The sequence below is a fragment of the Micromonospora violae genome (genome assembly GCF_004217135.1).
GTDB classification, from domain to species: domain Bacteria; phylum Actinomycetota; class Actinomycetes; order Mycobacteriales; family Micromonosporaceae; genus Micromonospora; species Micromonospora violae.
Map to the genome: position 1 here is coordinate 1106711 of NZ_SHKK01000001.1, position 25054 is coordinate 1131764.

23 protein-coding genes are annotated in these 25054 nt (G+C 68.5%); 9 read left to right on the forward strand and 14 right to left on the reverse strand.

The window, feature by feature from the left end:
- The 5 genes from EV382_RS04955 to EV382_RS04975 form a co-directional block, all read right to left on the reverse strand.
- A complete protein-coding gene (locus tag EV382_RS04955; RefSeq protein ID WP_130400429.1) occupies window positions 1–423 on the reverse strand; it encodes a DUF6086 family protein in 423 nt (140 codons plus the stop codon).
- A gap of 912 nt (window positions 424–1335) precedes the next feature.
- Window positions 1336–4032, reverse strand: coding sequence for a bpX6 domain-containing protein (locus EV382_RS04960; RefSeq protein ID WP_130400430.1), 2697 nt, complete (start codon window positions 4030–4032; stop codon window positions 1336–1338).
- A 1660-nt stretch (window positions 4033–5692) separates the two neighbouring features.
- The gene (locus EV382_RS33910; protein WP_425271866.1) at window positions 5693–6103 is read right to left on the reverse strand and encodes a bpX5 domain-containing protein; all 411 of its coding nucleotides are present in this window, start codon (window positions 6101–6103) and stop codon (window positions 5693–5695) included.
- Entirely contained in the window at window positions 6100–7245 is a 1146-nt protein-coding gene (locus tag EV382_RS04970) for an AAA family ATPase (RefSeq protein ID WP_130408464.1), read from the reverse strand. The genes EV382_RS33910 and EV382_RS04970 overlap by 4 nt, the downstream gene beginning before the upstream one ends.
- A 466-nt stretch (window positions 7246–7711) precedes the next feature.
- A complete protein-coding gene (locus tag EV382_RS04975) occupies window positions 7712–8149 on the reverse strand; it encodes a hypothetical protein (RefSeq protein WP_130400432.1) in 438 nt (145 codons plus the stop codon).
- A 157-nt stretch (window positions 8150–8306) separates the two neighbouring features.
- Between EV382_RS04975 and EV382_RS32575 the strand changes: the two genes are divergently transcribed.
- The 3 genes from EV382_RS32575 to EV382_RS04990 all read left to right on the forward strand — a co-directional run bounded on the left by EV382_RS32575 (window position 8307) and on the right by EV382_RS04990 (window position 10009).
- A complete protein-coding gene (locus tag EV382_RS32575; protein ID WP_165435711.1) occupies window positions 8307–8600 on the forward strand; it encodes a hypothetical protein in 294 nt (97 codons plus the stop codon).
- A gap of 95 nt (window positions 8601–8695) precedes the next feature.
- Window positions 8696–9163, forward strand: coding sequence for a copper resistance CopC family protein (locus EV382_RS04985; protein WP_130400434.1), 468 nt, complete (start codon window positions 8696–8698; stop codon window positions 9161–9163).
- A 321-nt stretch (window positions 9164–9484) separates the two neighbouring features.
- On the forward strand, window positions 9485–10009 hold the full coding sequence (locus EV382_RS04990) for a hypothetical protein (protein WP_130400435.1): 525 nt from the start codon (window positions 9485–9487) through the stop codon (window positions 10007–10009).
- 1253 nt (window positions 10010–11262) lie between these two features.
- Here the strand turns inward: EV382_RS04990 and EV382_RS33250 are convergent.
- The 3 genes from EV382_RS33250 to EV382_RS05005 all read right to left on the reverse strand — a co-directional run bounded on the left by EV382_RS33250 (window position 11263) and on the right by EV382_RS05005 (window position 13468).
- Complete coding sequence (locus EV382_RS33250) at window positions 11263–11775, reverse strand: IS110 family transposase (RefSeq protein ID WP_244236541.1); 513 nt, start codon at window positions 11773–11775, stop codon at window positions 11263–11265.
- Between the two features lie 521 nt (window positions 11776–12296).
- The gene (locus tag EV382_RS05000; RefSeq protein ID WP_130400436.1) at window positions 12297–12803 is read right to left on the reverse strand and encodes a 2-thiouracil desulfurase family protein; all 507 of its coding nucleotides are present in this window, start codon (window positions 12801–12803) and stop codon (window positions 12297–12299) included.
- Window positions 12800–13468, reverse strand: a complete 669-nt coding sequence (locus tag EV382_RS05005; protein ID WP_130400437.1) for an HAD family hydrolase — start codon at window positions 13466–13468, stop codon at window positions 12800–12802. Before EV382_RS05005 ends, EV382_RS05000 begins: the two co-directional genes overlap by 4 nt.
- A 144-nt stretch (window positions 13469–13612) precedes the next feature.
- Here EV382_RS05005 and EV382_RS05010 point away from each other — a divergent pair, with 144 nt between their 5' ends.
- Entirely contained in the window at window positions 13613–14446 is an 834-nt protein-coding gene (locus EV382_RS05010; protein ID WP_130400438.1) for a hypothetical protein, read from the forward strand.
- Between the two features lie 98 nt (window positions 14447–14544).
- Here EV382_RS05010 and EV382_RS33025 read toward each other — a convergent pair whose 3' ends face one another.
- Window positions 14545–15372: a hypothetical protein gene (locus tag EV382_RS33025; RefSeq protein WP_208758313.1), complete on the reverse strand. Its 828-nt coding sequence runs from the start codon at window positions 15370–15372 to the stop codon at window positions 14545–14547.
- A gap of 39 nt (window positions 15373–15411) precedes the next feature.
- On the opposite strand from EV382_RS33025, the gene EV382_RS05020 reads away from it, so the two are divergent.
- The 3 genes from EV382_RS05020 (at window position 15412) to EV382_RS05030 (ending at window position 17622) form a co-directional block, all read left to right on the forward strand.
- Window positions 15412–16038, forward strand: coding sequence for a TetR/AcrR family transcriptional regulator (locus EV382_RS05020; RefSeq protein WP_130400439.1), 627 nt, complete (start codon window positions 15412–15414; stop codon window positions 16036–16038).
- A gap of 79 nt (window positions 16039–16117) precedes the next feature.
- On the forward strand, window positions 16118–16681 hold the full coding sequence (locus tag EV382_RS05025; protein WP_425271971.1) for a LuxR C-terminal-related transcriptional regulator: 564 nt from the start codon (window positions 16118–16120) through the stop codon (window positions 16679–16681).
- Window positions 16682–16785: 104 nt separating this feature from the next.
- A complete protein-coding gene (locus tag EV382_RS05030) occupies window positions 16786–17622 on the forward strand; it encodes an IS5 family transposase (protein WP_130400441.1) in 837 nt (278 codons plus the stop codon).
- A gap of 255 nt (window positions 17623–17877) precedes the next feature.
- Here EV382_RS05030 and EV382_RS32580 read toward each other — a convergent pair whose 3' ends face one another.
- The 5 genes from EV382_RS32580 to EV382_RS05050 all read right to left on the reverse strand — a co-directional run bounded on the left by EV382_RS32580 (window position 17878) and on the right by EV382_RS05050 (window position 21395).
- Window positions 17878–18048, reverse strand: a complete 171-nt coding sequence (locus EV382_RS32580; protein ID WP_341870142.1) for a VOC family protein — start codon at window positions 18046–18048, stop codon at window positions 17878–17880.
- A gap of 22 nt (window positions 18049–18070) precedes the next feature.
- A complete protein-coding gene (locus tag EV382_RS05035; protein WP_130400442.1) occupies window positions 18071–19129 on the reverse strand; it encodes an IS110 family RNA-guided transposase in 1059 nt (352 codons plus the stop codon).
- 211 nt (window positions 19130–19340) lie between these two features.
- Window positions 19341–19571 (reverse strand): VOC family protein, encoded by a 231-nt coding sequence (locus EV382_RS05040; protein ID WP_130400443.1) that lies wholly within the window; start codon window positions 19569–19571, stop codon window positions 19341–19343.
- A 298-nt stretch (window positions 19572–19869) separates the two neighbouring features.
- Entirely contained in the window at window positions 19870–21009 is a 1140-nt protein-coding gene (locus tag EV382_RS05045; protein ID WP_130400444.1) for a substrate-binding domain-containing protein, read from the reverse strand.
- Window positions 21006–21395 carry a hypothetical protein gene (locus EV382_RS05050; RefSeq protein WP_130400445.1) on the reverse strand — a complete coding sequence of 130 codons (390 nt, stop codon included), beginning with the start codon at window positions 21393–21395 and terminating at the stop codon, window positions 21006–21008. Before EV382_RS05050 ends, EV382_RS05045 begins: the two co-directional genes overlap by 4 nt.
- A 241-nt stretch (window positions 21396–21636) precedes the next feature.
- Here EV382_RS05050 and EV382_RS05055 point away from each other — a divergent pair, with 241 nt between their 5' ends.
- Complete coding sequence (locus EV382_RS05055) at window positions 21637–23640, forward strand: DUF2264 domain-containing protein (protein ID WP_130400446.1); 2004 nt, start codon at window positions 21637–21639, stop codon at window positions 23638–23640.
- 42 nt (window positions 23641–23682) lie between these two features.
- Complete coding sequence (locus EV382_RS05060) at window positions 23683–24987, forward strand: ABC transporter substrate-binding protein (RefSeq protein ID WP_130400447.1); 1305 nt, start codon at window positions 23683–23685, stop codon at window positions 24985–24987.
- Window positions 24988–25054: the final 67 nt, after the last annotated feature.

Here is a 25054-nt window from a genome sequence, read left to right on the forward strand (position 1 = left end):
TCAGTACGGCATGGCCCGGGCGCTCTCCTCCCGGAGCTTCCGGAGCCGCTCAGCATCACCGGGCGCGGCCAGGCCGGTAGTACCAACCGAGACGTCCCGCCAATCAGGCGGCGACGGGCAGCTCAACGCACCGATGTCCCGGCCGGCACGTTCAACGATGACGAGCGCGGTGGCCGTGAACCCCTCGATCAATGACCGGAGAATCGGATGCCGGGATCCTATGTAGCGGCGGACGAGCACGTCGACGAACGCAGTGAATTCATCCGCGTTGATCCAGTATTCGTCGCGGATCAGCATCGGCTCAATACCGGTCGACACGCCTTCCGCCTGGGCTAGAGCATCGGCGGTACGGACGAAAATGTCGGCGACGCCGTTGGAAGGGTTCCACAAAGTCTCATCGCCGATCTTGAAGTCTTTACCCACGAGATCATGATCGTGTATTGAGCGACAGGTCGCCGCCCGGGAGTGCCTGGACAACCCTTCGCCTCCGGCGGGTAGGGCCTCCGGCCCTACGACCCGGAGCCTGCCTCCGGCGGCAAGGGCTACCCGCCCTTGGACCCGGGCGGCTCTGGGATGCCCGGCCGATCCGGTGCCACCCGCCGCACACCACAGGCAGCCAGACCGGGCCTGCCCGGTCCAGGTCGTACGGCCGGCGGGGCGCTCCACCTGGACCGGGCAGGCCCGGCCCGGCAGGGCGACGCCTGCGCGACGGGAAGCCGGCACCCTCAGGTGCTGCGGACGAACACAGCCAATGGCTGGATTCGCTGGCGCGAGAAAGAAACCACCAGTGCGACCGGGGACCAGTGGGGGACCACACGTCCAACCCGGGCGGGCACGGACAGCGCAGCCGCCGACGACCTGCCGTCGGGCCCACCGTTGCTGACGTGCACGAACGCCTACCGCGACGTCCTGGGGTCAAGGGGTCGTCGGTTCGAATCCGGCGGTTCCGACCGATTGACCTGGGGAGATGAAGATCTTCTCAGGTGACGGCGGTAACATCCGGTAACGGATGATCTTTGTTGGCGGTAACCGCGTGGATGGTTGGCCGTTGACGTGTCCGCTGCACAACGCTCTGACCTGCCGCTTCATCTGCGTTCCGGATGGAGCGGCAGGTTCGCTCTTGATTGCGCGTCAAGCGCTGCAGATGTTGCCACCTGTCGCTACGTCGGGCGGTCCCCAGGAGCCCTCGGCGCGGCAGGTGTTCGCGGGAGGTCCAACCGAGACGTTTATCCACAACTTCACCGAGCGGTTCGGCATTTAGAGGGCTCGCTCCGATCGTGGAAGCCAGGTGGTCGCGGCGATCAGGACGAGGCTGGCCCCGTGAGGTCTTCCGGTCTAGAGACGCGTCCGCAGGCGAGCGACGGCCTGGCGGAGCGTGAGGTCGATGACGACCAACCTGCCGTTCTGCTCCCACACTGTGAGGGCGTCAGCGTGGCGTCGAAAGCCAATTGCGCCGTCAGTGGGCGGAAACACCACGCGCAGTTTGCCGTCAGCGATTTCCACAGTGGTGTCGTCTGGACGATCGATGCGTAGGGCGGACATCCCGCAGCTGGCCAACAGTGTCGGCTTCGTCTCCAGATTCCGGGCCTCTGCACCGTGCCCAATGACGTTATAGGTGTCGGAGTGCTCGTCGTGGCTGGTAGTCATCAGCCTCGAGGAAGCGAGCACCGCGATGCTGGTGAGGCCGTTGAGATCAACTGTTCTCCTGGCCCGCAGCATGAGTGAGGGTAAGTCCCAGCGCCACACCTCGGTGCGGGCTGCGCCGGAGCCCAGTTGGTGGTTGACCCGGACCAGCGCGGCGAGGCTGGTCGGGCTCCGGGCGATGTCGAGAACCGCGATGGTGGGGTCCAGTTCACGCCAGGCGATGTGGGGGGTGTCGGCGGTCAGGTCGATGAATGCGATGCCGTCGTCGTCGACCACGGTGAGCAACGCACCGTCGTAGCTGGGCAGCACGTAGTGCGCGGTGATGACGACGGGCGGCCGGAGCCGGCGCGTGCTCAGATTCAGGCTGCGGATTTCGCAGGCGGGACCGCGTCGCGCGACGAGCAGGACGTTGGCACCGTGATCGGCGACGACAAGCTGGTGTGCGGGGGTGTCCCAGCTGGCACGGATCCGGCCATCCAGGCCGATCAGGCGTACACCGAATTCGCCGTGTGCGGTCAGGATGGTGCGGCCCGAGAGCAGGACTGCGTCGTGGATCGGCAGTTGCCCGGCCTCGTCGGTCGACGTGATGTCGATCGGGGTGTCCTGGGCAGGTGCTCGTCCGGCCGGCAGCGGTGGCAGGTCGGCGGCGGCCAGCCGGTCAGCCCGGCGCCGGAGCCTGCCGGCGATCCGCCTGCGCTCGTCGGCATCTCCGTTGGGATCACCTGCCGCATTGCGAACAATGAGACGCAGCGCGGCGGTGCAAAGCCGGCGGTCCTGTGCCTTGTCGGCGCAGTGCAGCTCGGACAGTGCCACCAGGAAGCCGCGTTGGGCCGGCGCCAATTCCTGGTCACGACCGTCGAGCAGCGTGATTGCGGTGGTCACCGTGTCGGTGTGCGGGCGCCAGGTTACGAGGTGTGCGAACAGGTACCCCGCAGTGTGGCCGCTGAGCGCCATGCCGGCCTGGAGGTTCGTCACCACGAGCGGGCGCAGCTCGGTGTCCGGCCATGCCGCGTCAATGGCACCGACATGATCGTCGGCGGCCTGTCGTGCGCGCACCCACTCGGCCCGCAACTGTCGGGCAGCCACTGCGTCGACCCGGGCCAGTCGCTCGACAGCTCCGGCAAATGCGCCCCGTGACCGCGCAACGTGCAGCGCACGGTCACGCTCGCCGGCCCGCCACCACAGTCTTACCGCCAGGTCCGGATCGAGCTCACGTCCCTCGGCGAGGGTGGCGGCAAGGCGGTACTTGCGGTGTCGCTCCAACAGCGCGACGGCCTCGCCCGGTAGACCAAGCAGGTCTGCGAGGACGAACGCGGATTCCTCGACGCGTCCGGCGCGGTGGAGCTCGGTGGCCGCCTGCCGGTAGAGCGTCCGCAGGTGTTGCTCGGCCCCGAAGCCGAGCGGGACCGTCGACCCGCCCTCGAGCTGGGCGTGCGGCACGAGATCCCCGGTGCGTGGTCGGGGAAGCCGAAGTGTCGGGCGCCCATTGGAACCACCGACAGCGATCGCCTCACGCAGCGCCCTGTCCCAGTCGCGACGCTCGAATGCGGCGTCGAGCCGCCGTAGGTAACGCTGCTGCGCGCTGATAGCCAGCCAGGCGGCCCGGCTGGTCAGCACGAGCCGAGCGAGCAGCGTGTTCCACCAGCCACCCGACGACGTGCCGCGACCAGTCTGCGTTGGGCCGTTGTCCGCCGCAGCGGCGGTGCCTGAAGCGATCACCTTGCTGAGGCCGTACAGCAGACCCGCACCGACGCCAATAACCAGCATCCGGAGCGGCGCCGCGACGAGCGTGGCAAGGCCAAACACGAAAACGGCCGCGCCGACCGCAGCGAGCTTCCCGGAAGCACTGGGAGAGAGCCGCATCCGACGGTTCGGACGGGTGGACGCGGCCAGCAGCCGGCGGATCCGCCGCGGCGGCGGCGCGACACCGGCCACCGCGCGCAGGCCAGGCGCGGGTGGAAGCGGCTGCCAGGGCGATGGCGCCACCGCCGCGACAACCGGGCCGTCCAATGCCGCGAGCGGCTCGATCCGCAAAGCGGTCAGGTCGGTCCAGGAATCCCGGTCGACGCGGGTCAGAGCCGCCCGGCTGACCCACGTCGTCGCACCGGCGCGCGGGATCAGCACGTCGCCGGGCGCGGCGTCCCCGACGGGTGTGCCGCTGAGGTGTAAGACGCCGCCGCTGTCGACGAGAACGAGGCCGGGAGCCAGTTCCGCGCGCACCTCGACCGCCTGGTCGAACTCCAGCAGCCACGCCCCGCCGGGTAGCTCGAACAGTGCGGCTGCGGGCTGCCAGGCCTCGACGACCCGACGGCGCGCCTCGGCCTCCCCGATCAGGCAGACGTCGATCAGGAGTGCGCGGGCCGGGAGCCGGCCGCGGAACGAGCTCATCCGGTGCTCCGGACCGTACGCAGGATTTGGTTCGTGGCGAGGTCGACGATGTCGATCAGCCCTTCCGGGCGTGGCACCGCCAGCCATGGCTCGGTCGGATGCAGGGCCGGCTCGGCGATACCACCCGACCAGCGAGTAAGGGTCTGGGTTCGAGCCGGCGAGACCAGGCGGACGATCAGTCCGCCGCTCGACAGGGTCACCAACTGCGGACCGCCGATGTCGACCATGCCGATCACCGTTGCCTCCTTCGTGAGTGTCACGTCGCCGACGAGACCGGCCGCAGCGTGGATGCGCCAGGTGGTGCCGCCCAGCGACCAGGCCGTCCTCTTCCCGGCTCCGAGGACGACCTGAGCATCAGCGGGGATCCGCGCCCCACCGGCCACGCCCGTGACCCCGATATGGGTGCCGGCCCGCCAGGCCAAGCGCGGGTCATCCATCTGCCTGCCGGGGGCAACCGTCACATACGACGACAGCTGATGGCTGCCCTCGGTGGACAGACTCCACCAGTTGCCACCGAGCTGGCAGAGCAGGACACCCCCCTGGAAATAGAGTGGCGACAGTGCCCCTTCCGTGGCTGCCTCGACCTCGCTGACCGTCATGCCAATCGCGGCCAGTGGTACCGAGAGCTCCTGCAGCCGGCCCAGCGTCTTACCAATCACGACCGCCCGTAGCGTCTCGTCGACCCAGGTCAGGACCACGAGCCGGCGACCCAACCAGGAGGCTGCCAGCGCCGGACCGGGCAGTTGGTGTCGTCGCGGTCGCCCGGTCGGCACCCGGACCGAGAGGATTTCAGCAGGGCCGTCGCCACGGGCGATCAGGTACGGCGCGGCGCTCGGGAACATCGGCCTCCGCAGGGGACCGGTGCCGGCGCTGACACCGACGGAGGCGTCACGGAAGCCGGTGCCGCGCAGGACCCGCAGGGCGACCTCACCGCGAGGCAACGGGAGGTCGAGATGCCGCTCGCCGACGACGACTCGTACAACGGCCGCTCCGTCGACACCCCATTCCTGCTCGTTACTCACCAGCACCCGGCTCCTGTCGGGCAGGTGACTGGCCAGTCGCGGCCCGGTCAGCAGCCAGGCCTGGTCGGCCGTATCCAGCTGCTTCCTCCACTCCCTTACGGTCGACGGGGTCGGTTCGGCAGCTTTGCGGGCGACCAGCCAACCGGCGAGCTGTTTACTCAGTTCACCGCCCCGCCAGCTGCCCGGCCGTTCACCCAGCACTCCGACCACCATTGACCGCCCCTGGCCGGCGGCCCGGCGATGCAGAACGATGAGCGCGGCGAGCTGGACCAGCCGGGCGGCACCAAGCTGCTCTGGGCCGGTGTCGACGAGGACGGCTACCCGTCCACGCGGCGCGGCCGATCGATTGGCCGGTGCCAGGTACAGAAGCTCTCCGCCGGCGGCGCGGCGAATGAACTCGTCCGGTAGCTCCTGCATCAGCAGCAACTGCGACGGGAGTAGCCGCTCGATGGCGCCCCGGGCTGCCAGGCCGTCGTACCCGTCAGGCTGGCCGTCTTCCGTCGAGCCGCCCTCCGTCACGGGAAACAGGTCATTGATCTGTCGTACCAACGGGCCCATGGCAAGTGCCACATCGCTGGTCAATGCGGACAGCGCCGACGCCCAGGGGACCAGCGCTGCCGGGAGGGCCATGCGGTCGGTCATGAGGGTGCCAGCCGTGCGGGGTCGAGTGGTTCCCGCGGCAGTGGGCCAGCCAGGACCAGTCCGGGCAACAATGCGATCAGTCCGGTCTGCTGGTTGGTGAGGTGGCGCAGAGGCTCGCGCAACAGATCCGCGCACGGCCACGGCTGGGCGAGCGTCGGTACCAGCACACCATCGTCCCAGCCGAGGTAGATGGCGCCGTCAGCCCACGGAAGTTCTGCCCGATCGCCAAGCACGATCAACCAGCTCTGTTCCCGGCCGGCGCAGGCACGTAGGTGGGCACCTGCAGTTACCCGCATCAGCGCGTCCGCGCGCAACTCCGCCACCACCGCACCCGACGCTGCCACAGCCGCGGCGGGCAGCGGGGTGTCGCGCCGACGCCACTGCAGGGACAGGGGAGGCGCGCTCACCGCCGGATCGCGGCGACCAGGAGGCCGCGCATGTCCTGCAGCGCCTGCGGGGCATCGGCCAGGATGAACCCCGCGTCGATCTCCCGTAGCGTCGCTTCGTAGCGCAGCCGGCCGTCGTGCGTCAGCGGCCCGGTGCCCAGCTCGTCGAGCAGGCGCCGGCCAGCCTCGACCAGCCGGGCTGCGCGGGCCTGCTGGCCCCGGGCGAACTCCTCCGCCGCGTACACCAGACTGGCGTTTCGTCCCTGCGCTACCAGGTCTGACAGCGCCTCCAGGGCCGAGGCTTGAGCGTCGAGTGTCGGCGCGATCAACGGAAGCACCCAGAGGTCGTCGGCAGTCGCCGCACCGCGTCCGTCCAGGGTCGCCGCAGCGGCCACCAGGCGCTGCGAACGCACCACCCGGCGGTCACTGAGCGGTACGCCCGCTTGGCGCATCTGACGGATCGCGGACGCCAGCAGGCTGTGCACACCCTTAAGGTCACATTCACGAGCCGCCTGAGAAAGCCGATCCAACGCCGGCAGCATCGATCCCGTCAGATCGGACGGCTGAGAACCCACGTTCCACCCCACCTCCAGCAGCTCGTCGAGTCGCGCGTCCGGGACCGGAGTGACGAAGACACGAGCCAGAAACCGGTCCGCGAACGCGGCGAGAGCGGGATCATCGGGCAGGCTGTTTGCGGCGCCGACGCAGACACGCAGCGGGCACGACAGGACACTTGATCCGCGCCGAAACACTCGTTCGTTCAGAATCCCCAGCAGTGTATTGAGGACCGCCGTCGAACCGAGAAAGACCTCGTCGAGGAACGCTATCTCCGCCTCGGGCAGCATGCCCGAGGTCTCGAACTCCACCGACCCCTCACGTAACCGGCGGAGGTCGACAGGGCCGAAAATCTCGTTCGGCTCGGTGAACCGTCCCAGCAGGTACTCGAAGTACCGGCCGCCGAGTTGGTCAGCCGTTCGCCGTACGGCCTCAGACTTGGCGGTGCCCGGTGCGCCGATGACGAGCACATGCTCGCCGGCGACGGCACAGAGCACGACAACCTCGGCGACCACCTCCCGGTCGACAAGACCAGTTTGTGCCCGCGCGATGGCTTCCCGAAGGACGATGGCGTCCGTCGACAAGGGGGCCGGCTGCATGGAGATCATTTGCACCGGCGAAGTCTACGAAATCAGAGCCTTCACCGAGTACCACAATCTTTGCCAGATGCGGTGCGACGATGCGCTTCGGTCGGCGTTCCCAGATGTGCCGCGCACGGGCCTGGCATGGAGCCCTGCAGCACCGCCGGGGTGGTGACGGTCTGCCTGGCTGCGTCTTTGCGACGAAACTACCCGAACCTGGCGGCACCAATGGTCCTTGACTTCTCGCGGTAACGGGACCGGTAACGACGAGAGTGTGCGGGTGGCGACGTGCCCATCACCGGATGGCAGGGGTCGTCATGGGGAGATATCGCTCTGTCCGGATTGGAGGACGTATAAATAGATTCCGGCATGCCGTGACACAATCGTTGTAAAAACTGGGGGTCAAGGGGTCGTCGGTTCGAATCCGGCCGTCCCGACAGACAAAAAGCCCTGACCAGTGGAATTGCTGGTAGTCATCCGTCTACGCCCGCCGTTATACGTAGCGTTCGGATGCCCATGCTTCGAGTTCTGCAACAAGCTCACGTTTCGGCTTCCCGGTCGCCTCAGCAAGCAACTCAAGCAGACGGAATGACACCCTGTTGTTTGCGTTCGTCAAGGTTGTCACAAGAGTGCCTGCCGCTGCACCGATTGCCGAGGCAGTCTCTTCGACCGTGTTCACGACCAGCTCCACCAGTACCTCCTGCCCGCTCTCACCGACCAACTGCCGCGCACGCCGGTAGTAGGGCTGTTCAGTGAATATCCGCTCGGCAAGAACCGAGGTGCCGAAGTCAAGCAGGTTGTTGCCGTAGACGTCTGTCCACTGCCTCAACTGGTCGCCCTCTTGGTCCGCGACCGTCGCGCCGAGAAGCGCGATGGCGCCATGCATGGCGCTTTCAACGGTCTGGGCTTCGCGTACGTCATCACTGGCCATAGAAGCGCCATCGTATCGAGGCCATGGCGACGGGTCGCACGCGCTCTGGACTAGTAAGTCCCAACGACCCCGAGGTGGGCGTAGGCGAGGGGCGTTGAAGATCCGGTTGTGACGACAGACCTCAACACCCTTCTGACCGCACTCTACGTGAAGATCGATGACTGGATCGGGCGTCCTCGCCCCCGACGGGAAGGTCGCCGCGAAGGGCACCAGTACGACCACCACCGGCGCAAGCGTCGGGTTCGTCGTGTACGGCTACCGAGGCTGTCCCGCCGCCGGCCCGAACTGTCAGCCCGGCCCTGATCGCATGCGGGCCGTGCTCTGGCCTGCCAGCAGCGGAGCAATCCCCGGTGACACGATCACCTACGACAACCGGCGCGGCGCCGACTACGACGTGGACCGGTTCCTGCGCACGCCGGTCACCGCCGGAGCGGTGCAGATCCACCACTAACAGCCCGACCGTCCGCTGGCGTTCGGTGTGGGCCGGCCCGTCTTAGCCGCGCCGGCCCACACCGAACATCATGGACACAAGATACGGAGGTCTGCGTGGCGACCCGACTGGGCAGCATCAACGCCACCCCCATGCTCGAGCGCTGTCTGATCACCATCATCGGTGCGGAATTCGACGTGTTCGACCACCCCGAGACCACCGCCCAACCCGTCTGCTGGGCCGGCACCGAACAGATCCACCTGTTCAGCGAGATCAGCAGCGGCTACCGTGCCCACGTCACAGTCGAAGCCTGGGACGGCCCCGCACCAGCGGAGACGGATGAGTGGGAGGCCCACGGCCGCGCTGAACTGCGCTCCACCAGCGGCACGCTGTGCATCAGCGCCCTGGACGAGCGGCTGCTCACCCCACCCCTGCCGATCGGCGAACCCGGACCGTACACCGTGGACGTACGTGTCATCGGCCGGCACCGGCTGCGCACCTTGTACGGGCGGGATGCCTGGTACGCGAATGAGCCCCCGACCGGCGTCGAACGATTCCGGGTCCGCGTCTGGCCCCAGCCTTAACCACCTCGCGCGGGTCCTCCCCAACGATACGCAGAGGACTACAGGCCGCCTCTGCTCACCGGGCTGCCCCGCGTCGAGGTCTGGCATGGGTGTGTGGACACGCTGCGGCGGCAATCTGGCACTGGCCGCCCGGATAGGTAGGCCCCGACAGATCACTTCGCACTTCAGCGGCGGCCACCACATTGCTCTCCGTACTGCGATCACCTCTAGGTGGTCGGGGTCGCGCGTACTCAGGCGGCGAATCCGGTTGCCGGCTCGGTCCATCAACGCCCTCGGCGTGATGGGTCGAGGCTGTCGGTCGTCGCTCTTATGATCACGACCATGTCGGCTGCCTTCACCGCTTTGTGGACCCATGACGTCTGCCGGGAGCTACGCAGGCACTGCCTCGGCCAGCGGCCACCGGTGGCGTTCAGCGGGGTGCATCAGTCTCTGCCCAGTTGGACCAGCGTCGGTGTCGGCGACGATGTCTTCGCACTGCATGTCAATCGATGCGTGGTCTACGTGGTGAGCCGTCTCCGTGTCGTCGACAAGCAGCGGCGCGCCTGTTGCGGCGCTGCTCCAGCAACGTGGCGCGACCCGGCCTATCCCGGTCACGACGACTGGGCGATGCTCGGCGCCGGCGGATGCGGGGCGAGCCCTGTGCATGTCGAGGCGACGCCGATCCGCTTCGACGTCGCCGTTCCTGGCGACCTGCTCCGCGCGCTGACCTGGCGCAACCGACGTGGAGAACAGCGCAGCTTGAAGTACGTCGTCGACGGTCGTCTCGAACGCTCCGTCAGCCTCCAGGGCGTCTATCGTCTGACCGACGAATCCGCGGCTCGATTGGGCGCCCTGCTCGACTGTTGACGGTTGACGCGCCTTGACGGCGGCAGATCTGTGCACCTCGAACTCATCGGACGAACGGCGTCGGCCGGTCATCCAGCTCACGGCGCCAGACCCGACGCCAGCGTTCCTCGCCTAGCGGGACACGCCAGCATGCGGCGGGGCCGCCCGGATGGACGCCACAGGTCGGGCATGCGCGACCCGGGCGGTGCCTTTCGATGCCGCATGCCAGGCAGTGCCTGTCGACGCTGACTCCGGCATCGTGGCGATCGAGGACCGCTTGGACGACCGTGGCGAGAGGCCCCGTCGGGTGGTGCTCAGGATCGGGACAGTAGGCGATCTGGGACCAGCCCCACGAGTTCCAGGGCGGCCGCGTCCCTGGGAGCCGCTTGCCAGTCGCCTTCTCTCGACGCCGCAGGGCGGCGTACTCCTGCGCACGCTGCAGAACCACGTCGCGTGTCCGCTGCAGCTCGTCAGCGGCGCGGACGAGCGCGTCGAGATCGTCGCTGAGCCTGCGTGGGATACGGGCGGCGACGATCAGGTGGTGCCAGGTGGCGCGAAATCCGTACGGGGCACAGTGCAGAGCGCACTCTCGCAATGCGTAGAGCCTGCGCTGCGGCGAGAGCGTGCTGTCACGGACGCGGCGCGCCTGCGCAGGGAAGCTGGTCACGAAGCTAATAATGGCGGTCTCCGTGGGACGGCACGACCAGGTTTCGGTGCCCGCACGAACCACAACGCAGGAGCAGACGGCCCTCGCCGCGAACACACGCACATCGCATGAGCGCGCACCACGTCGGGTCGTGGAGGCGCGTCCAGCTGAGAGGGCTCGCGCGTAAACATCGGTCCCGAACGCCTGGCCCGGCACCCGTCAAGGTGGGCTGATCTTCAGCTGGGCGGGATGGCGCCGATAAGGCGTATCCCACGTGGGGCATCAGTCCGCGGCGATCCACCGACACGACCCCCTTGCCCGGGTGGGCGAGTCGCGACGGACAGGCGCATGCTGTTTCCTGGTGACGGCGCGTCCCCGATGGTGGTGGAGCGGGGCGCGGTGGGAACCAGCGCTGCCACGTCGGCCGGTCCTCATTTACCCCCCGAAACCTCCGTCTGCCGTTGACAATCAGTGACAAGAAGCGACCAGTGTTTGGGCGTGCCTGTGCAGCTCAACGTCAAATTTTCGCCAGTTAACGACAAGTTCGGTTTGGTTACGGACGGTAACAAGGGGTTTTGACAAGCAATGACAAGCCTTGAACGAGGTTTGACATGAGGTTCTCTTGGGTTCAAGACCCTCGCTTCTCCGAGCGCCGGGTGCTGGGCCGGACGGCCCGGGCTCGTGCTGCCCAGAGCGAGGGGCGGCGCCGGACGGTCCGATGCCGTGCACGTCCATCAGGGTGGCCCCGGTGGACGCCACCAGTTCCTTGAGCTCCTTGTCGGCCTCCTTGGAGCGCCGGTAGACCCCGTTCGAGGTCGCTGACCAGCTCCGCGGCGACCCGCCGTCGAGTCTTGCCGACCGTGTCCCGGGGCCGGACGGTGGCCAGCAGTGCTCTGGCCTGGGCGGCGGACAGGCTCTTCTTCGCCGCACCTGGAATCAGTTCCAGCAGCAGTTGATGCAGCTGGGACACCATCCGGGTGTGGTCCTCTGCGAGTGAGCGACGCCGGTCGACCAGGATCCGCAGCAGGGCGAGCTGTTCATCGTTGACGACGGGGCGCAGGCCGGCCATGCGGGTGCAGACCAGCGCGATGGGGTGGGCGTCGGTGGCGTCGGTCTTGCGGCCCTGCCCGGTGGCGAACACCCGCGCCCTGGCGGATAGCTTCGGCGGACGTCGACGACCTGTTCGCCTTTGGCCAGGAGCCGGTTGCCGATGTGCCGGCCGATGCTTGGCAGCCCTCGATCGCCCAGACCCGGTGCGGCCACCGCCTGGCGTACCTTCGCATCGCCGTGTAGTCGTCCCGGCCGGTGTCGAACCGGCCGCCGCCGACGATGGTCTCGTCGCTGGCCATGACCTCGATCGTGGCAGAGCGCTTGTGCGGGTCCATCCCGATGACCACACGATCTGACGTGACACTCAAGGCGTCCTCCGATGCTCGATCCACTTGGGCTATCGAGCCGGGAGGGCAACGCTACTTCGAGCCGTACAAACCCCTCTTGAGCCTCTCCCCGCCCTGGGGCGACGCCCGGGCCGCGCAGACCAAATGAGAGCGACAGCCCGGGCGCCTCGACCGAAGCCTGGCCGGGCCACGGTCGCAGGTCGATGAAACAAGTAGCCGATGTGAGTGCGTTAGGTAAATCCGTACGCGCTGCGACGAGCGGGCGTCAGCCGTTGCCGTGCTGCCGTTCCTGCTCCGCCAGGGCAGCCGCTGCCCTGTCCAGGTCGTGGTGAGGAAACACAGGGATGCCCCGGCGGCGCAACGCCTCGGCCGCGACGCCACGCCCAGCGACGGTGACGCCGGTGAAGGTTCCGTCGTGAACGTAGGTGCTACCGCAGGTAGGGCTGCCCTCGACCAGGATGGCCAGCCCGACGCCGACCTGCAGTGCCTTGTCGACCGCCCGCTGCGCCGCCGCCTGGAACAGTTCGGTGACGTCACGGCCCGAGGCTTCGTGTACTCGGGCGCGGCCGTCGAGGACGTCGGCCGCGCTGCCGCCAACGATCTCGGCTGGCGGGCGCGGCACCGGGAATCCGACGGCCAGTTCTGGACACAGCGACACGAGGCGCCCTTCAGAAGCCCATCGCTGCCAGAGCGGAGAGGCGACCGGCACGCCGGTCTCGTTGAACCGGATCGGTGCGCCGCCCAGGCAGCCGCTGACCAGGATTTTCATCATGGCAACACCTGGGGCAGCAGCGCCGTCAGCGTCGCCGCGGTGTAGGTTGCCGTGACCCCCGGCGGCAGGCCGCCTCCAGCACGGTCGAGGAATGCCGTGTCGATACCCAGAGCGGCGGCTCCGGCAACATCAGACGATGCGGAGTTACCGATGTGGATCACGTCGCCGGGGCCCAGGCCGAGGCGGGCCAGCGCGAGCTGGAAAGGTTCAGGGCGGGGCTTGTATGCGCGGGCTTCTTCGCTGGTCACCGCAGCGGCGACGGCGAGGCCGTGCCACCGCAGCACCGCCGTCAGGTCGTCCTGGTCGACGTCGGAGACCAGGCACACCGGTACCTTCACAGCATCGAGGAATGGCCGGCTGTCGTCGTACAACGGTGGATGACGCCAGGAGTGCAGCTGCTTCCGGCAGATCGGCTCAAGCTCCACGAATGCCCCGAAGGTCGCCACAGCCTCGGTGAGGCTGCCGAGCGTTAGGTCTGCGAGCGTTCGAAAACCGGCCCCATACGCCATCTCGGCGCTGGCCTCCAGCCGTCGGGACCACTCCGCCGCGATAGCAGACGGATCGACTGCAATCAAATCTGCTAGCTGCATGCAGACGTCATTGACCGAGCCTTCATCATCGTGTACGAGCGTGCCGTACACGTCCAGCAGGATCGCCTGATACACAGTGAGACGCTACACGAGTGGATTTGACCCGGTCGATCGCCAGGCACCCCTCGTGCCGGCTGTGGCCGGTTCGCAGGAGGAGTTGTTCCGAGTGGCGTGTGACAGTGGTTGCGTACCTGCTTGGTGATGATCTTAGGTGTCATCATGGCGTTGGTGGCGGGCATCAGTTGGCGCTGGTGGCTGACTGGGGGCGGCGGTGCGCTTGCGGTGCTGCCCCTCGGGCAGGGTGCGCCCATGGTCGCTGTCTTGGCCGCGATCTGCGGCCCGGTCGTGGTCGGCGCTTGGGCGTGGGGCACCCGTAGCGGCCGTGGCGTCGGCGTCGGTGCCGGCGTCGTCTTCATCGCAATGCTGGCCGCCGCGTTCGCTGTCTCGCAGTGGCCCGGCGATCTGGTAGCCGCGCCATGGCTTGACTGGTTCGTGGTGTGGTTGCTGGTCGGCGTCGTGTGCCTGGCCGCGTTGGTCATCGATCGGAGCGTGCACGCCTTCCCGTTCCCTCGCCTCGGTGGGGGGAGGCTGACGGCGGGCGAAGTTCAGTGGGTTGCCTCTGTGGTGACGTTGGCATCTGTGGTGCTGCTGTGCGGCTGCGGGCTCGGCATCGTCGGGTACGACGGCGACGGCAGGCTGCGGTTCCCTGCCCGCGACGATGAGGTCCTCCCACTGCCGACGTCACTGCGTTTGGTGTCGTCCGTCACCTGTGCCGATGGTGGTAGCAGCGGCAACTGCACAGCCGAGTTCCTGGTGATGGCCGCCGATGGCGCTGACCGGGCAACGACCGTGACCCGGCTTGTCGAACACCTGCGCAGCCATGGTTGGCCGCTCCAGCCCGAGGATGGCGTGTATAGCGGCTCGCGCGAGACCGGCGGGATCCTGAACTGGACAGCGCACCGGATGTGGCTCCACGTCGACGTCGAGCCGGCAGCGCTGCGGCAACCGGCGTCACCACCAGGGGCAGTGCTCCTCTACATCGACAACCTCTGACGCGGATGCCCCACCTCGACCAGCACGCACACTCTTCTGCTGCCGTCGCGCGTTGGTGGCGCCTGGTGCCGTGCACTCTCATGTCGATGAGCAATTGTCTATGCCTGCGCGCTTTCCGGCGGTTCGACGCGCTGCTGTGCTGGATGGCGACGCTGACCTTCGGGTAGATCGGCCTGCCGCTGGTCTGATCGAAACGGCTCACCGGAGCGGTGCGTCGGTGATTCGGTATCGCCTGGGTGGGCAACGGATGTCAGGCGGATCAGGGTCACGCCGTAGGCGACGATCCACACGACCCAGATCAGCCAGCCGACGAGGCCGAGGAGACCAACCGGACCGGGGTCGTCGATGACCAGAGGGCTCAGCACGGCCGAGCCGAACTGGAGTGCGGCGGCCAGCAGGCCGATCCCCCTGTGCCAGCGGTGGATCAGGCCGGCGTGTCGGCCGCTGATGGACAGGCCGGTCATGGCCAGTGCCAGGAAGGTGCCGTTGAAGATGAACAGTGCGTCGTGCAGTGCCCAGAGCCCGGCGATCGTGCTGCTGTCCTGCGCGGTCGTTGACGCGAGCGCGAGCCGGGTGGCCATCACGCCGGTGAAGGTGATGTTCTGCAGGATCACCCCGGCAAATCCGACCAGGGACCAGGCTGTGCCTCGCTCGCGGTCGGATCGCCACAGCGCGGAGACCGCGCCGGCGCCGAACAGGGTGGCCAGTGCCCAGGCGATCGGTGCGAGTGCTGACGCGAGGCCGACCGTGTTCTGTTGCGTGGTGAAAAACTGGACAACGTCGTTGCTCTCCGCGCCGGTGTGGGGCAGGCCGGCTGGTACCAGGAAGGCGTTGATGCTGGCGATCAGGACGGCGAAGCCGAGCCCGGCGAGTCCGGCGATTCGTGAGAACGTCCAGGTGCTTCCGACGCCGAATATGCGCAACATATATTCAATATAAGGTCCGGAAACCAAAGGGGGCAAGCCATGACCGCCGAGGCAGGCAGGCGCAGATACGAGTCACTGCGCCGGGCGGCGCAAGCGGCAGAGACCAGGGGTGAGATCGCCAGCGCCGCTCGACGGCTGTTCCTCTCCCGGGGCTGGGCGGCGACCACGGTACGTGACGTGGCTCGGGAGGCCGGGGTCTCGGTGCCAACCGTCTACGCGGTTTACGGGAACAAGACCGGGCTGATCCAAGCCCTGGTCGACGCAGCAAACATCGCCGCGGATCCATCGCACTCGCTCGCTGAGCTGGAAGGGGCTGGGAACGATCCGGTGCGGCAACTCGCGGCGATGGCCGGCTACGACCGGCGCCTCTTCGAGCGCGCGGGTGACGTCATCGCGCTCGTGCGTGAGGCGGGCCGCACCGAGCCCGCGCTGGCGACCGCCTACCGCGACGGCCGTCAACAGGGGGACGAAACGAGGATCCAGGTGTTCTCGTCGTGGCCGGTCGGCGTTCTCCGAGAAGGATTGGACATACGGGCGGCTGTCGATATCTATGCGGCGATCTGCAACATCGACGTCTACACCACACTGACCGACGAACGCGGCTGGCAACCCGATCAAGTCGAACGCTGGTGGACCGAGGCCCTGGCCCGCGAACTCCTGACCTGACGTGCCAGGCGGCGCCTCATTTCAGGCCGTCCTGGTATCGGAAGATTACGAGGTAGACGGCGGCCACGAAGGCCACGCCATTTCGTCCCACGGGCACCGCTTCCAAAGCCGGGCGGGCACTGCCGACGATCCTCCCGGCGTGGCGGTCGTCGACGTCCGGCTGCCGCCCACGTTCACCGACGAAGGGCTACGCGCGGCATCCGCCGCCCGCCGACGCCACCCGGGCCTTCCGATCCTGCTCCTGTCGCAGTACGTCGAGCAGCTTTATGCCCGCGAACTGCTTGCCGACGGTGCTGGCACGATCGGGTACCTCCTCAAGGACCGGGTCTTCGACGCCGAGCAGTTCCTCGACGCGGTCCGGCAAGTCGCCGGTGGTGGAACCGTGCTCGACCCGGAGGTCATCACCCGACTGCTGCGCCGCAACGACGCCAGAGGAACCGTCAGCGCCCTGAGCGAGCGGGAACGTGACATGCTCCAGCTGATGACCGAGGGCCGCTCGAACTCGGCGATCGCCGCTCAGCTCCACGTCAGCGACAGCGCGGTCACCAAGCACATTGCGGGTATCCTCGGCAAGCTTGACCTGGCACCGTCCACCGACGACAACCGCCGGGTACTCGCTGTGCCTGCTTACCTCAATCAGTGAGCAGGCAGCAGGTGTCGCCCTGAGAGCGCGTTTGGTTTGTGCGTCAGTCGGGTGTGTCGCACAGTGGGTCCGGTCGATGGACGTAGCCGGGTCGGTAGGCAGGCATGGATCGCGTGCGGCGGTACCCCTCTGACCTGACCGACGCCGAGTGGGAGATCATCGAGCCGATGCTGCCGTCCCCGCAGTGGATGGGCAGACCGGAAAAGCATTCCCGGCGGGTGGTCATCGACGCCATCTTGTACGTGGTGCGTACCGGTTGCGCGTGGCGGTACCTGCCGGTCGACTTCCCGCCGTGGCAGACCGTGTACGCGCATTTCACTCGGCTGAACAGGCGGGGTGTGACCGAGCGGATCCTGACCGAGCTACGTGAGCAGATCCGGGTGGCGCACGGCCGCGAGCCCGAGCCAACCGCGGGGATCATCGACTCGCAGAGCGTGAAAGGCGCTGACACCGTGCCGCGCGCTACCCGCGGCTACGACGCCGGGAAGAAGATCAACGGCCGGAAACGGTTCATCGTCACCGACACCCTCGGCCTGCTGGTCACCGTCTGGGTCCTGGCCGCGTCCTGGCAAGACCGCGACGGAGCCAAAGGCGCACTACTCGCCACCTACGCGGCCACCCCCATCCGGCATGTCTTCGCCGACACCGGCTTCGCCGGCCGCCTCGTCGACTGGGCCCGCGACCTGCTGCGCACCACCGTCGAGATCGTCCGCAAACCCGCCGACCAACGAGGGTTCGTCGTGCACCCACGCCGCTGGGTCGTGGAGCGGACCCTGGCCTGGATCACCGCCCACCGCCGCCTGGCCCGCGACTACGAAACCCACCGCGCAACGTCAGAAGCCATGATCCGATGGGCCGCCCTCGGCGGCATGCTCCGCCGCCTTGCCAGAGGCGAACCCGCCACCCGCCAACAACGCCTCACCTTCAACACACCCGACTGACAACAATGTGAAACGCGCTCTGAGTACTGCGGGCGCCTGAGGCTGGACTTTGCACGATTACGTCGAGGCGGCGCAGCGGGACCCCTCGTCAGGGCTTTGCTGGGCAGCGGGCCATCGGCGATGTCAATCCGCCTCGACCACGGCGTGTTGCACCTGCGTGACGGGTGGCCAACCAGTGACGCGCGGTTGGGTGTTCGGACCTATCGATGTGCGGATGTCGACAACACCGCGGCTATCGTCTGTGCGCAGGTCTCGTCAGACCATCGGGGCTTCCGACGTGGTCAGGCAGAAGGGGTGGCCGGCCGGCTCAGCGTAGACAAAGCATTGTCCACTATTGGGTTGGAACTCGTATTTCGTTGCGCCGGCGGCGAGCACGCGCGCCTCGGCGGCGTCTCGGTCCTCGACCATGAAGTCGAGGTGCATCATGATCGACGCGGTGGGGACGCTCCTATGACGCGTCAAGTGGCTGGGGAGGGTTTTCGAGGCGCCGGTAGAGGTCTCGGGCGACGTAGCGTTTGAGGCAGCGTTTGATCTCGCGGTCGGTTTTGCCTTCGGCGCGGCGGCGCTCGGCGTAGGCGCGGGTGTCCTCGTCGCGTTGCAAACGGGTCAGGACGATGGTGTGTAGGGCGCGGTTGAGTTGGCGGTCGCCTGAGCGGTTGAGCCGGTAACGGACGGTCTTGCCGGACGATGCGGGGATCGGCGCGGCGCCAGCGAGCATGGCGAACGCGGCGTCGTTGCGGCAGCGTCCGGGGTGCGACCAGGCGGTGAGCACGGTGGCGGCGACGATCGGTCCGACGCCGGTGAGGTCGAGCAGGTCCGGGCGCCAGGAGCGGACGATCGCTCGGATCGCTTTTTCGTGTGCGGCGGCTTCGGCTTCGAGGAAGCGGACGCGGCGGGCGAGGTCCCGCAATACGCTCAGGCAGGTGAACACGTCGACATCGGCGCTGGTGGTGGGGCGTAGTCGGGTGGCGGTGGTAAGCATGACCCGGGTGCTCTGGCCGCGGAAGCGGGCTCGCACCACCTCCGGAGCGGTGATCACCAACGCGTGCAGCTGCCGTTGGGCATCAGCGCTGGCCTCCACGGCCGCTCGGCGGGCGGTCAGCCGCACCTGCAGCGCTGCGCGTTGCGCGCCGGTCTTGGGCTGCGCCAGCCGCGTGCGGGCCAGGGCGTCACGGGCGGCGCGTTCGGCGTCGATCGGGTCGGACTTCGCCCCGGCACGACGGGCTGGGCGCTGCGGCCGGTCCAATTCGACGACCAGCTCACCACTATCGGCCAGGTGCCGGGCCAAGCCAGCGCCGTAACCGCCGGAGCCCTCGAGAGCCCAGGCCCGCAGCCCCGAATGCTGTCCGGCTAGAGCCACCAACTGTGCGTAGCCGTCCGGGTCGGTGCTGACCGTGACACGGGCCAGCACTCCGCCCGTGCGGGAGTCGAGCACGGCGGCGGTGTGGGTGTCTTTGTGGGTGTCGACACCGATGACGACCTCGACCACGTCTGCCAGCATGGACATGCGTTCTCTCCTCACCGTGGGGACGCAATGGTCCGGTCCGGTGCGGAGATGGCAGGACTGTGATGAGACACGCCAGCCGCTAACTGGCGGTCAAGCTCCTGATCAGGCCAAACGTCTCCCGCCGGGCCGGCGCCGGCAGCAGCAGACGGACAAGTCCGGTCAAGGGCACGAAGCCAGTCAGGCCAAGAGTCACGCCCACCGCTGCCAGCTATCAGCTCACCACTGCTGAACCGACCCCGCCATGCTCACAGTCAGGCCAGGTTGGAGGCGTGTATCCAGGCACGGTCTGAAAATTGAGCCGCCCGGCCGGGCTCTGCACGCATGCCCACTCATCGCCGATCCGCGTCATCGTCCCGCCGGTGATGTCGGCGTAGAACTCCGCCAAGCGGATGGCATCCGAACTGTCCAGAGTGACTGCGCTGAGCCGCATCCTGTCGGACATGTCGCCTTCTTCTGGTCCAGGCCGTCAGTAGCCCCACTGGCAGCATTGGCATGACGGATTGCACCTTATCGAAGTCGACAGAGCCGGCACTCGAAGGTGCCTCCTCGCGAGCTCTCCCGGCGGACCACGGACCGATCGTCGCCACCCGGCACCGACTCATCCAGCGGGCTGACCGCGTGCGCCTGCAACTCGTGGTGTATCCCCGGCACGGGGTCACCGCCGACCCGCCCGCGCCAGGCGAACGGTCCAGATCACCCTGGCTTGCCCTGTCCGAACGTTCTGGACGGGGGCATACCGCCTATGCGGGTGGCGGCGCGGTCGATTCCCGGATCCGCAGTGACGGGCTGATGACGATCCGGTGAGTGGGGCGGTCGGGGTCGACGAGCCGGTCGGCGACGAGACGCACGGCGGCCCGTCCGATCGAGCGTCGCGGCGGTCGGACCGCGGTCAGCGGCGGGCTGAAGAGCCCGGCGACCTCGTCGTCGTACGCCACGATGGAGAGGTCGCCGGGAACGGAGAGGTGCCGCTCCTCGCAGTGCTGCACCAGCGCGATGGCCTCGGCGTCGGCGTGCACCAGCAGTGCCGTCGTCCCGGTCGCCTGGCACCGGTCGAGGACGTCGTTGAGTACGGTGTCCCGCTCCGGTGACCGTGCGTCGGGCACCACGGCCACCACTGTCGCGTGCGAATCGAGGCCGCACTCGGTCGTGGCGTCGAGCCAGCCGCGCCGCACGTGCTGGCTGGTGGGGCTGTTGGCGTCGAGCACCAGGCCGACCTTGCGGTGTCCGAGCGAGGTGAGGTGGCGTACCGCCATGGCTGCACCGAGTGCGTGGTCGGTGACCACCGATTCCATGACCGCGTGGTGGCTGCCCACCGAAGCGGTGCGTTCCAGTAGAACGACCGGGAGGCCGACCTGGTCGAGCCACTCGATGGTGCGCTCGGCGCTCGGGGCGTCCATGCTCGGCGCGATGATGAGCGCGTCGACGCCCATCCGCTCCACGAGACGGGCCAGTTGCGGCTGGTCGTCCTCGGTGTCGTAGGAGGAGCCGCGCAGAACCACGCGCATGTCGAGCTCGCGGGCTGCCCCCTCGACGCCGCGAGCCACGTCCGGCCAGTAGTAGTCCAACGAGGGCACGAGCATGCCGAGGGTGCGCCCGACCAGCGGGTCCAGGCCGGCGACAGGTGCCTCGTCTGCTGCCGGGGCGTCGTCCGGCAGGATCAGGGCGACCCCACCGTGGACGCGGCGAACCAACCCCTCGGCGGCCAGCTCCGCGATGTCGCGCCGGATGGTGACCGGCGCGGCGCCCAGCACGTGGGACAGGTCGGAGATGCGCATCGAGCCGTCCCGTTGCAGGGCTGCCAACAGTTGCTGGCGGCGGGCGACCTGAAGCGGCCCTCGGGAGCCCTCCGCCGTGGCGACGACAGGACTGTCCTTGGTCATGGGGGACCTCCGGGGAACGCTTCGTGCGGCGAGAGCTCTTGCAGGGTGCGGACAAGCTCGCCGGCCGGCTCGGACGCGGTGACGTTGATCGCGAGCCGGATCGGCTGATCCCCCCATCCGTCGAAGAGCATAGGAGTCGTGCTCCGCCGGGTCGTCGCGGCGCACGGCGCCGAACCCGGGCCGTCCAACGCGGAGGTCTCGGCGTGGCCGTCGCCGAGCTGTGCCTGGCCGGCGACGAGCAGGTGGATGTGGGGCGGCGAGGTCGCCTGGTCCGGGTCGAGGTCCCCGGCGTCGTCCGGCGACGTGAGCACCCGTGCCGGCGGTTCCGTCCGCTGGCCGCACCACACGGCGGCCAGCGGGTCCGCGAGGCGGTCTGCGACGGTCATGACTCCTCGGACGGTAGAGCGTCTGTGAACGACTGTGATCATATCAGAGCACTTGGCTTGCTGAAGCGGCATTGTGTGCTCTCTTGATCGGTTGTGTCCACATCGGTTTGAGAACGGCATTGACTTGCTCCGTTGTGAGCGTTTTACTTCGGAAACCTGGCGGATGTCTGTACGTCACATTCATGGGCAACGCCCCGCTCGCCACATTCCACGGAGACGGCTCGATGCGACAGGACCTCGGATGACGTTCGGGACGGCCGGCCGGCTGGCACCGGGGACGAACCCCGGTGCCCCCGCCGCCGCGACCTGGCACCGGGATGACTGGTTGACCCTCGCCGATCGGATGCTCGCCGCCGCCCGGCCGTTCGCGTCGCCCGGGCACGCCCTCGTCACCTTTCCCGGGCCGGAGGGCGGTTACGGGCGGGCCGTCGATGGCCTGGAGGGGTTCGCGCGCACCTTCCTGCTGGCCGGCTTCCGCATCGCGGGTGCCCAGGGGGTGGGCGTGGACGAGCTCGTCGACAGGTACGCGACCGGCATCGCCGCCGGCACCGACCCGAGTTCTCGGGACCGCTGGGTGCGCCTGGACGAGCACCCACAGGCCAAGGTGGAGGCTGCCTCCATCGCGCTGGTCCTGGACCTGACCCGCCCGTGGATCTGGGACCGGCTGCCGTCGGCGGTGCGGGAGCGGGTGGTGGACTATCTGCGCCCGGCGGTCGGCGACGACACGTACCCGCGGATCAACTGGGTCTGGTTCCGGCTGGTGGTTCAGACGTTCCTGCGGTCGGTGGGCGGGCCGCACTCGCTCGACGAGATGAACGAGGACCTGACCACGCACGACGGCTTCATCCGCGGGGACGGCTGGATGTCCGACGGGCCTGACCGCGCCTACGACCACTATGTGGGCTGGGCCCTGCACCTCTACCCGACGCTGTGGTCCCGGATGGCCGGCGCCGCCGACCTGGCCGAGCATCGCCGCGAACGGGACCTTGCCGGCCTCGACCGCTTCCTGAGCGACGCGGTCGCGCTCGTGGGCGCCGACGGATCTCCGTTGATCCAGGGGCGAAGCCTGACCTACCGCTTCGCCGCGGCGGCGCCGTTCTGGGTCGGCGCCGTCGCCGGCGTGCCCTCGGTCAGCCTCGGCCGGTTGCGCGGCGCGGCCACCCGCATCGTGCGCCACTTCGTCGCCAACGGCGCCCTGGACGAACGCGGTCTGCTCACCCTCGGCTGGCACGGGCCGTGGCCGCGACTGGCGCAGTCGTACTCGGGGCCGGGCTCGCCGTACTGGGCCAGCAAGGGCCTGCTCGGCATCGCGCTACCCGCCGACCATCCGGTCTGGACGACCCCCGAGGAGCCGCTGCCGGTCGAGGAGCGGGACACCGTGCGGGCTATTCACGCGCCCGGCTGGTTGGTCTCCGGCACCCGTGCCGACGGGGTCGTCCGCGTCGTCAACCACGGCACCGACCACGCCGTCGAGGGTGCCACCGTCTCAGATTCCCCGCTCTACGCCCGGCTGGGCTACTCCACCGCCACCAGCCCCGTCCTCGACGACAGCGGCTGGGCCAGTCCGCTCGACCAGTCCGTCACCCTCGTCGACGACGCGGGCCGGGTCACGCACCGCGCCGGCATGCGCCTGCTGACCGCGCGCGTCGACACCGACGGCGTGGGTGTGGCCGGGTCACGTGCCCTCGCCCACTGGGTCGACCCGAATCCGGGTCAGCGCGATCACGGCGGCGGCCTCCTGGGCCAGTCTCGACCGGCCGGGCACCTCACGGTGTACTCGCTGGTCCGCGGCCCCTGGGAGCTGCGTCTGACCCGCGTCGACGGCCTTGCCGACGGCGTCGAGGCGGCTGCGCTGCGGCTGCGAATCGGCGGCTGGGCCGTTGCCGGAGACGCGACGGCTGACGTCCACGGCGGTGTGGCGGCCGTGACCGGCGCCGGCCTGACCAGCGTGCTGGAGAGCGTGCACGGCGGCGGAACGGCCGGCGTCACCGCCGTCCCGCACGGCGGGCCCCTGGCCGGCGGGCTGGTCGTGCCCTGGCTGGACCACCCTGTCCGGCCGGGCGCATGGGTCGCCACCTTCACCGAGTTGTCCAGGATGCCGGTGGCCACGGCCAGGCGGGCATGCCAGGCCGTGGTCGACGAGGACGGCCACGGCCTCCACCTGGCGGTCGACTGGCCCGACGGAATCAGCACGTCGACCCGTCTGGACACGGAGCATGCCCGGCCCACCCAAGCGGCCTGGTAGCAGTGCGGGCCCGTCCGGGCCCTTGACCTGAAGGAGAGAGGGATGAAGCGTGCGATACCGGCCGTCATCAGCGCCGCGACGGCCCTGACACTTGTTCTCGCCGGTTGCGGCGGCGGAGACGAGCCAGTTGACCCCAACGCCCCGGTGACGATCACCCTGGCCGGCTGGAGTCTGTCGTCCACGCCAGAGTTCAAGACGCTCGCCGACGGCTTCAAGGCGACCCACCCGAACGTGACGGTGGAGCTCAAGGAGTACGCCGCAGGCAACGACTACGACACCCAGATGATCACGGACCTGGCCGCCGGCACCGCCCCGGACGTCTACGTCATGAAGAACCTCAAGAACTTCTACACGTACCAGAGCGGTGGTCAGCTGCTGGATGTCTCCGACGCCACCTCCGGTCTCGATTCGGTCCCGGCGCTGGCGTCGTACCAGGTGGACGGCAAGACGTACGCGGCGCCGTACCGGCAGGACTCGTGGGTGTTGTTCTACAACAAGGACCTGTTCGCGAAGGCGAAGGTGGCGCCGCCGGACGGCAGTTGGACCTGGGACGACTACACCGACGCGGCGAAGCGGCTGCACACCGGGCTGAAGGGGGCCGGCTCGAACGCGACAGGCGCCTACCAGCACACCTTCCAGTCGACGGTGCAGGGCTTCGCGCTCGCCCAGACCCCCAACGCCGACCTGCTCTCCGGGGACTTCGGCTACCTGAAGCCGTACTACGAGCGGTCACTGGATTTGCAGGCGGCCGGCGCGCAGCCGACCTTCGGCACCGCGAAGACCAACAAGCTCACCTACCAGGCGCAGTTCGGCAAGCAGCAGTCGGCGATGCTGCTGATGGGCACCTGGTACGTGGCCACGCTGCTCAACCAGCGAAAGAGCGGTGACGCCGACACGTTCCAGTGGGGGATCGCCCCGGCGCCGCAGTTCGACAAGTCCACCACCGGCACCTCCGCCACACCTGTCACCTTCGGTGACCCGACCGCCCTGGGGATCAACCCGAAGATCAGCAAGTCCAAGACCGCCGCGGCCAAGGACTTCCTCAAGTACGCGGCCGGCCCGGAGGCCGGCAAGGCGCTGGCCGGGATCGGCATCACCCCGGCCCAGGTCACCGACGCGGTCACCGCGTCGCTGTTCGGGCTGGACGGCGTACCGCAGGATGACCTGTCGAAGTTCGCCTACGCCACGCACACCATCAAGCCGGAGAACCCGGTGTCGAAGCACACCGCCGGCCTGCAGAACCTTCTCAACGAGACGCACTCGGCGATCCTCTCCGACAGCAAGGGCGTCGACGCGGAGCTGAGCAAGGCGCAGTCCCGCGCCAAGAACGAAGTCCTCAACCAGTGAGCTGATGGCGGGCCCGGCGCGCCTGAGCCGCACGCCGGTCCCGCCCCCAGGCCGAACGCTTCCGGAG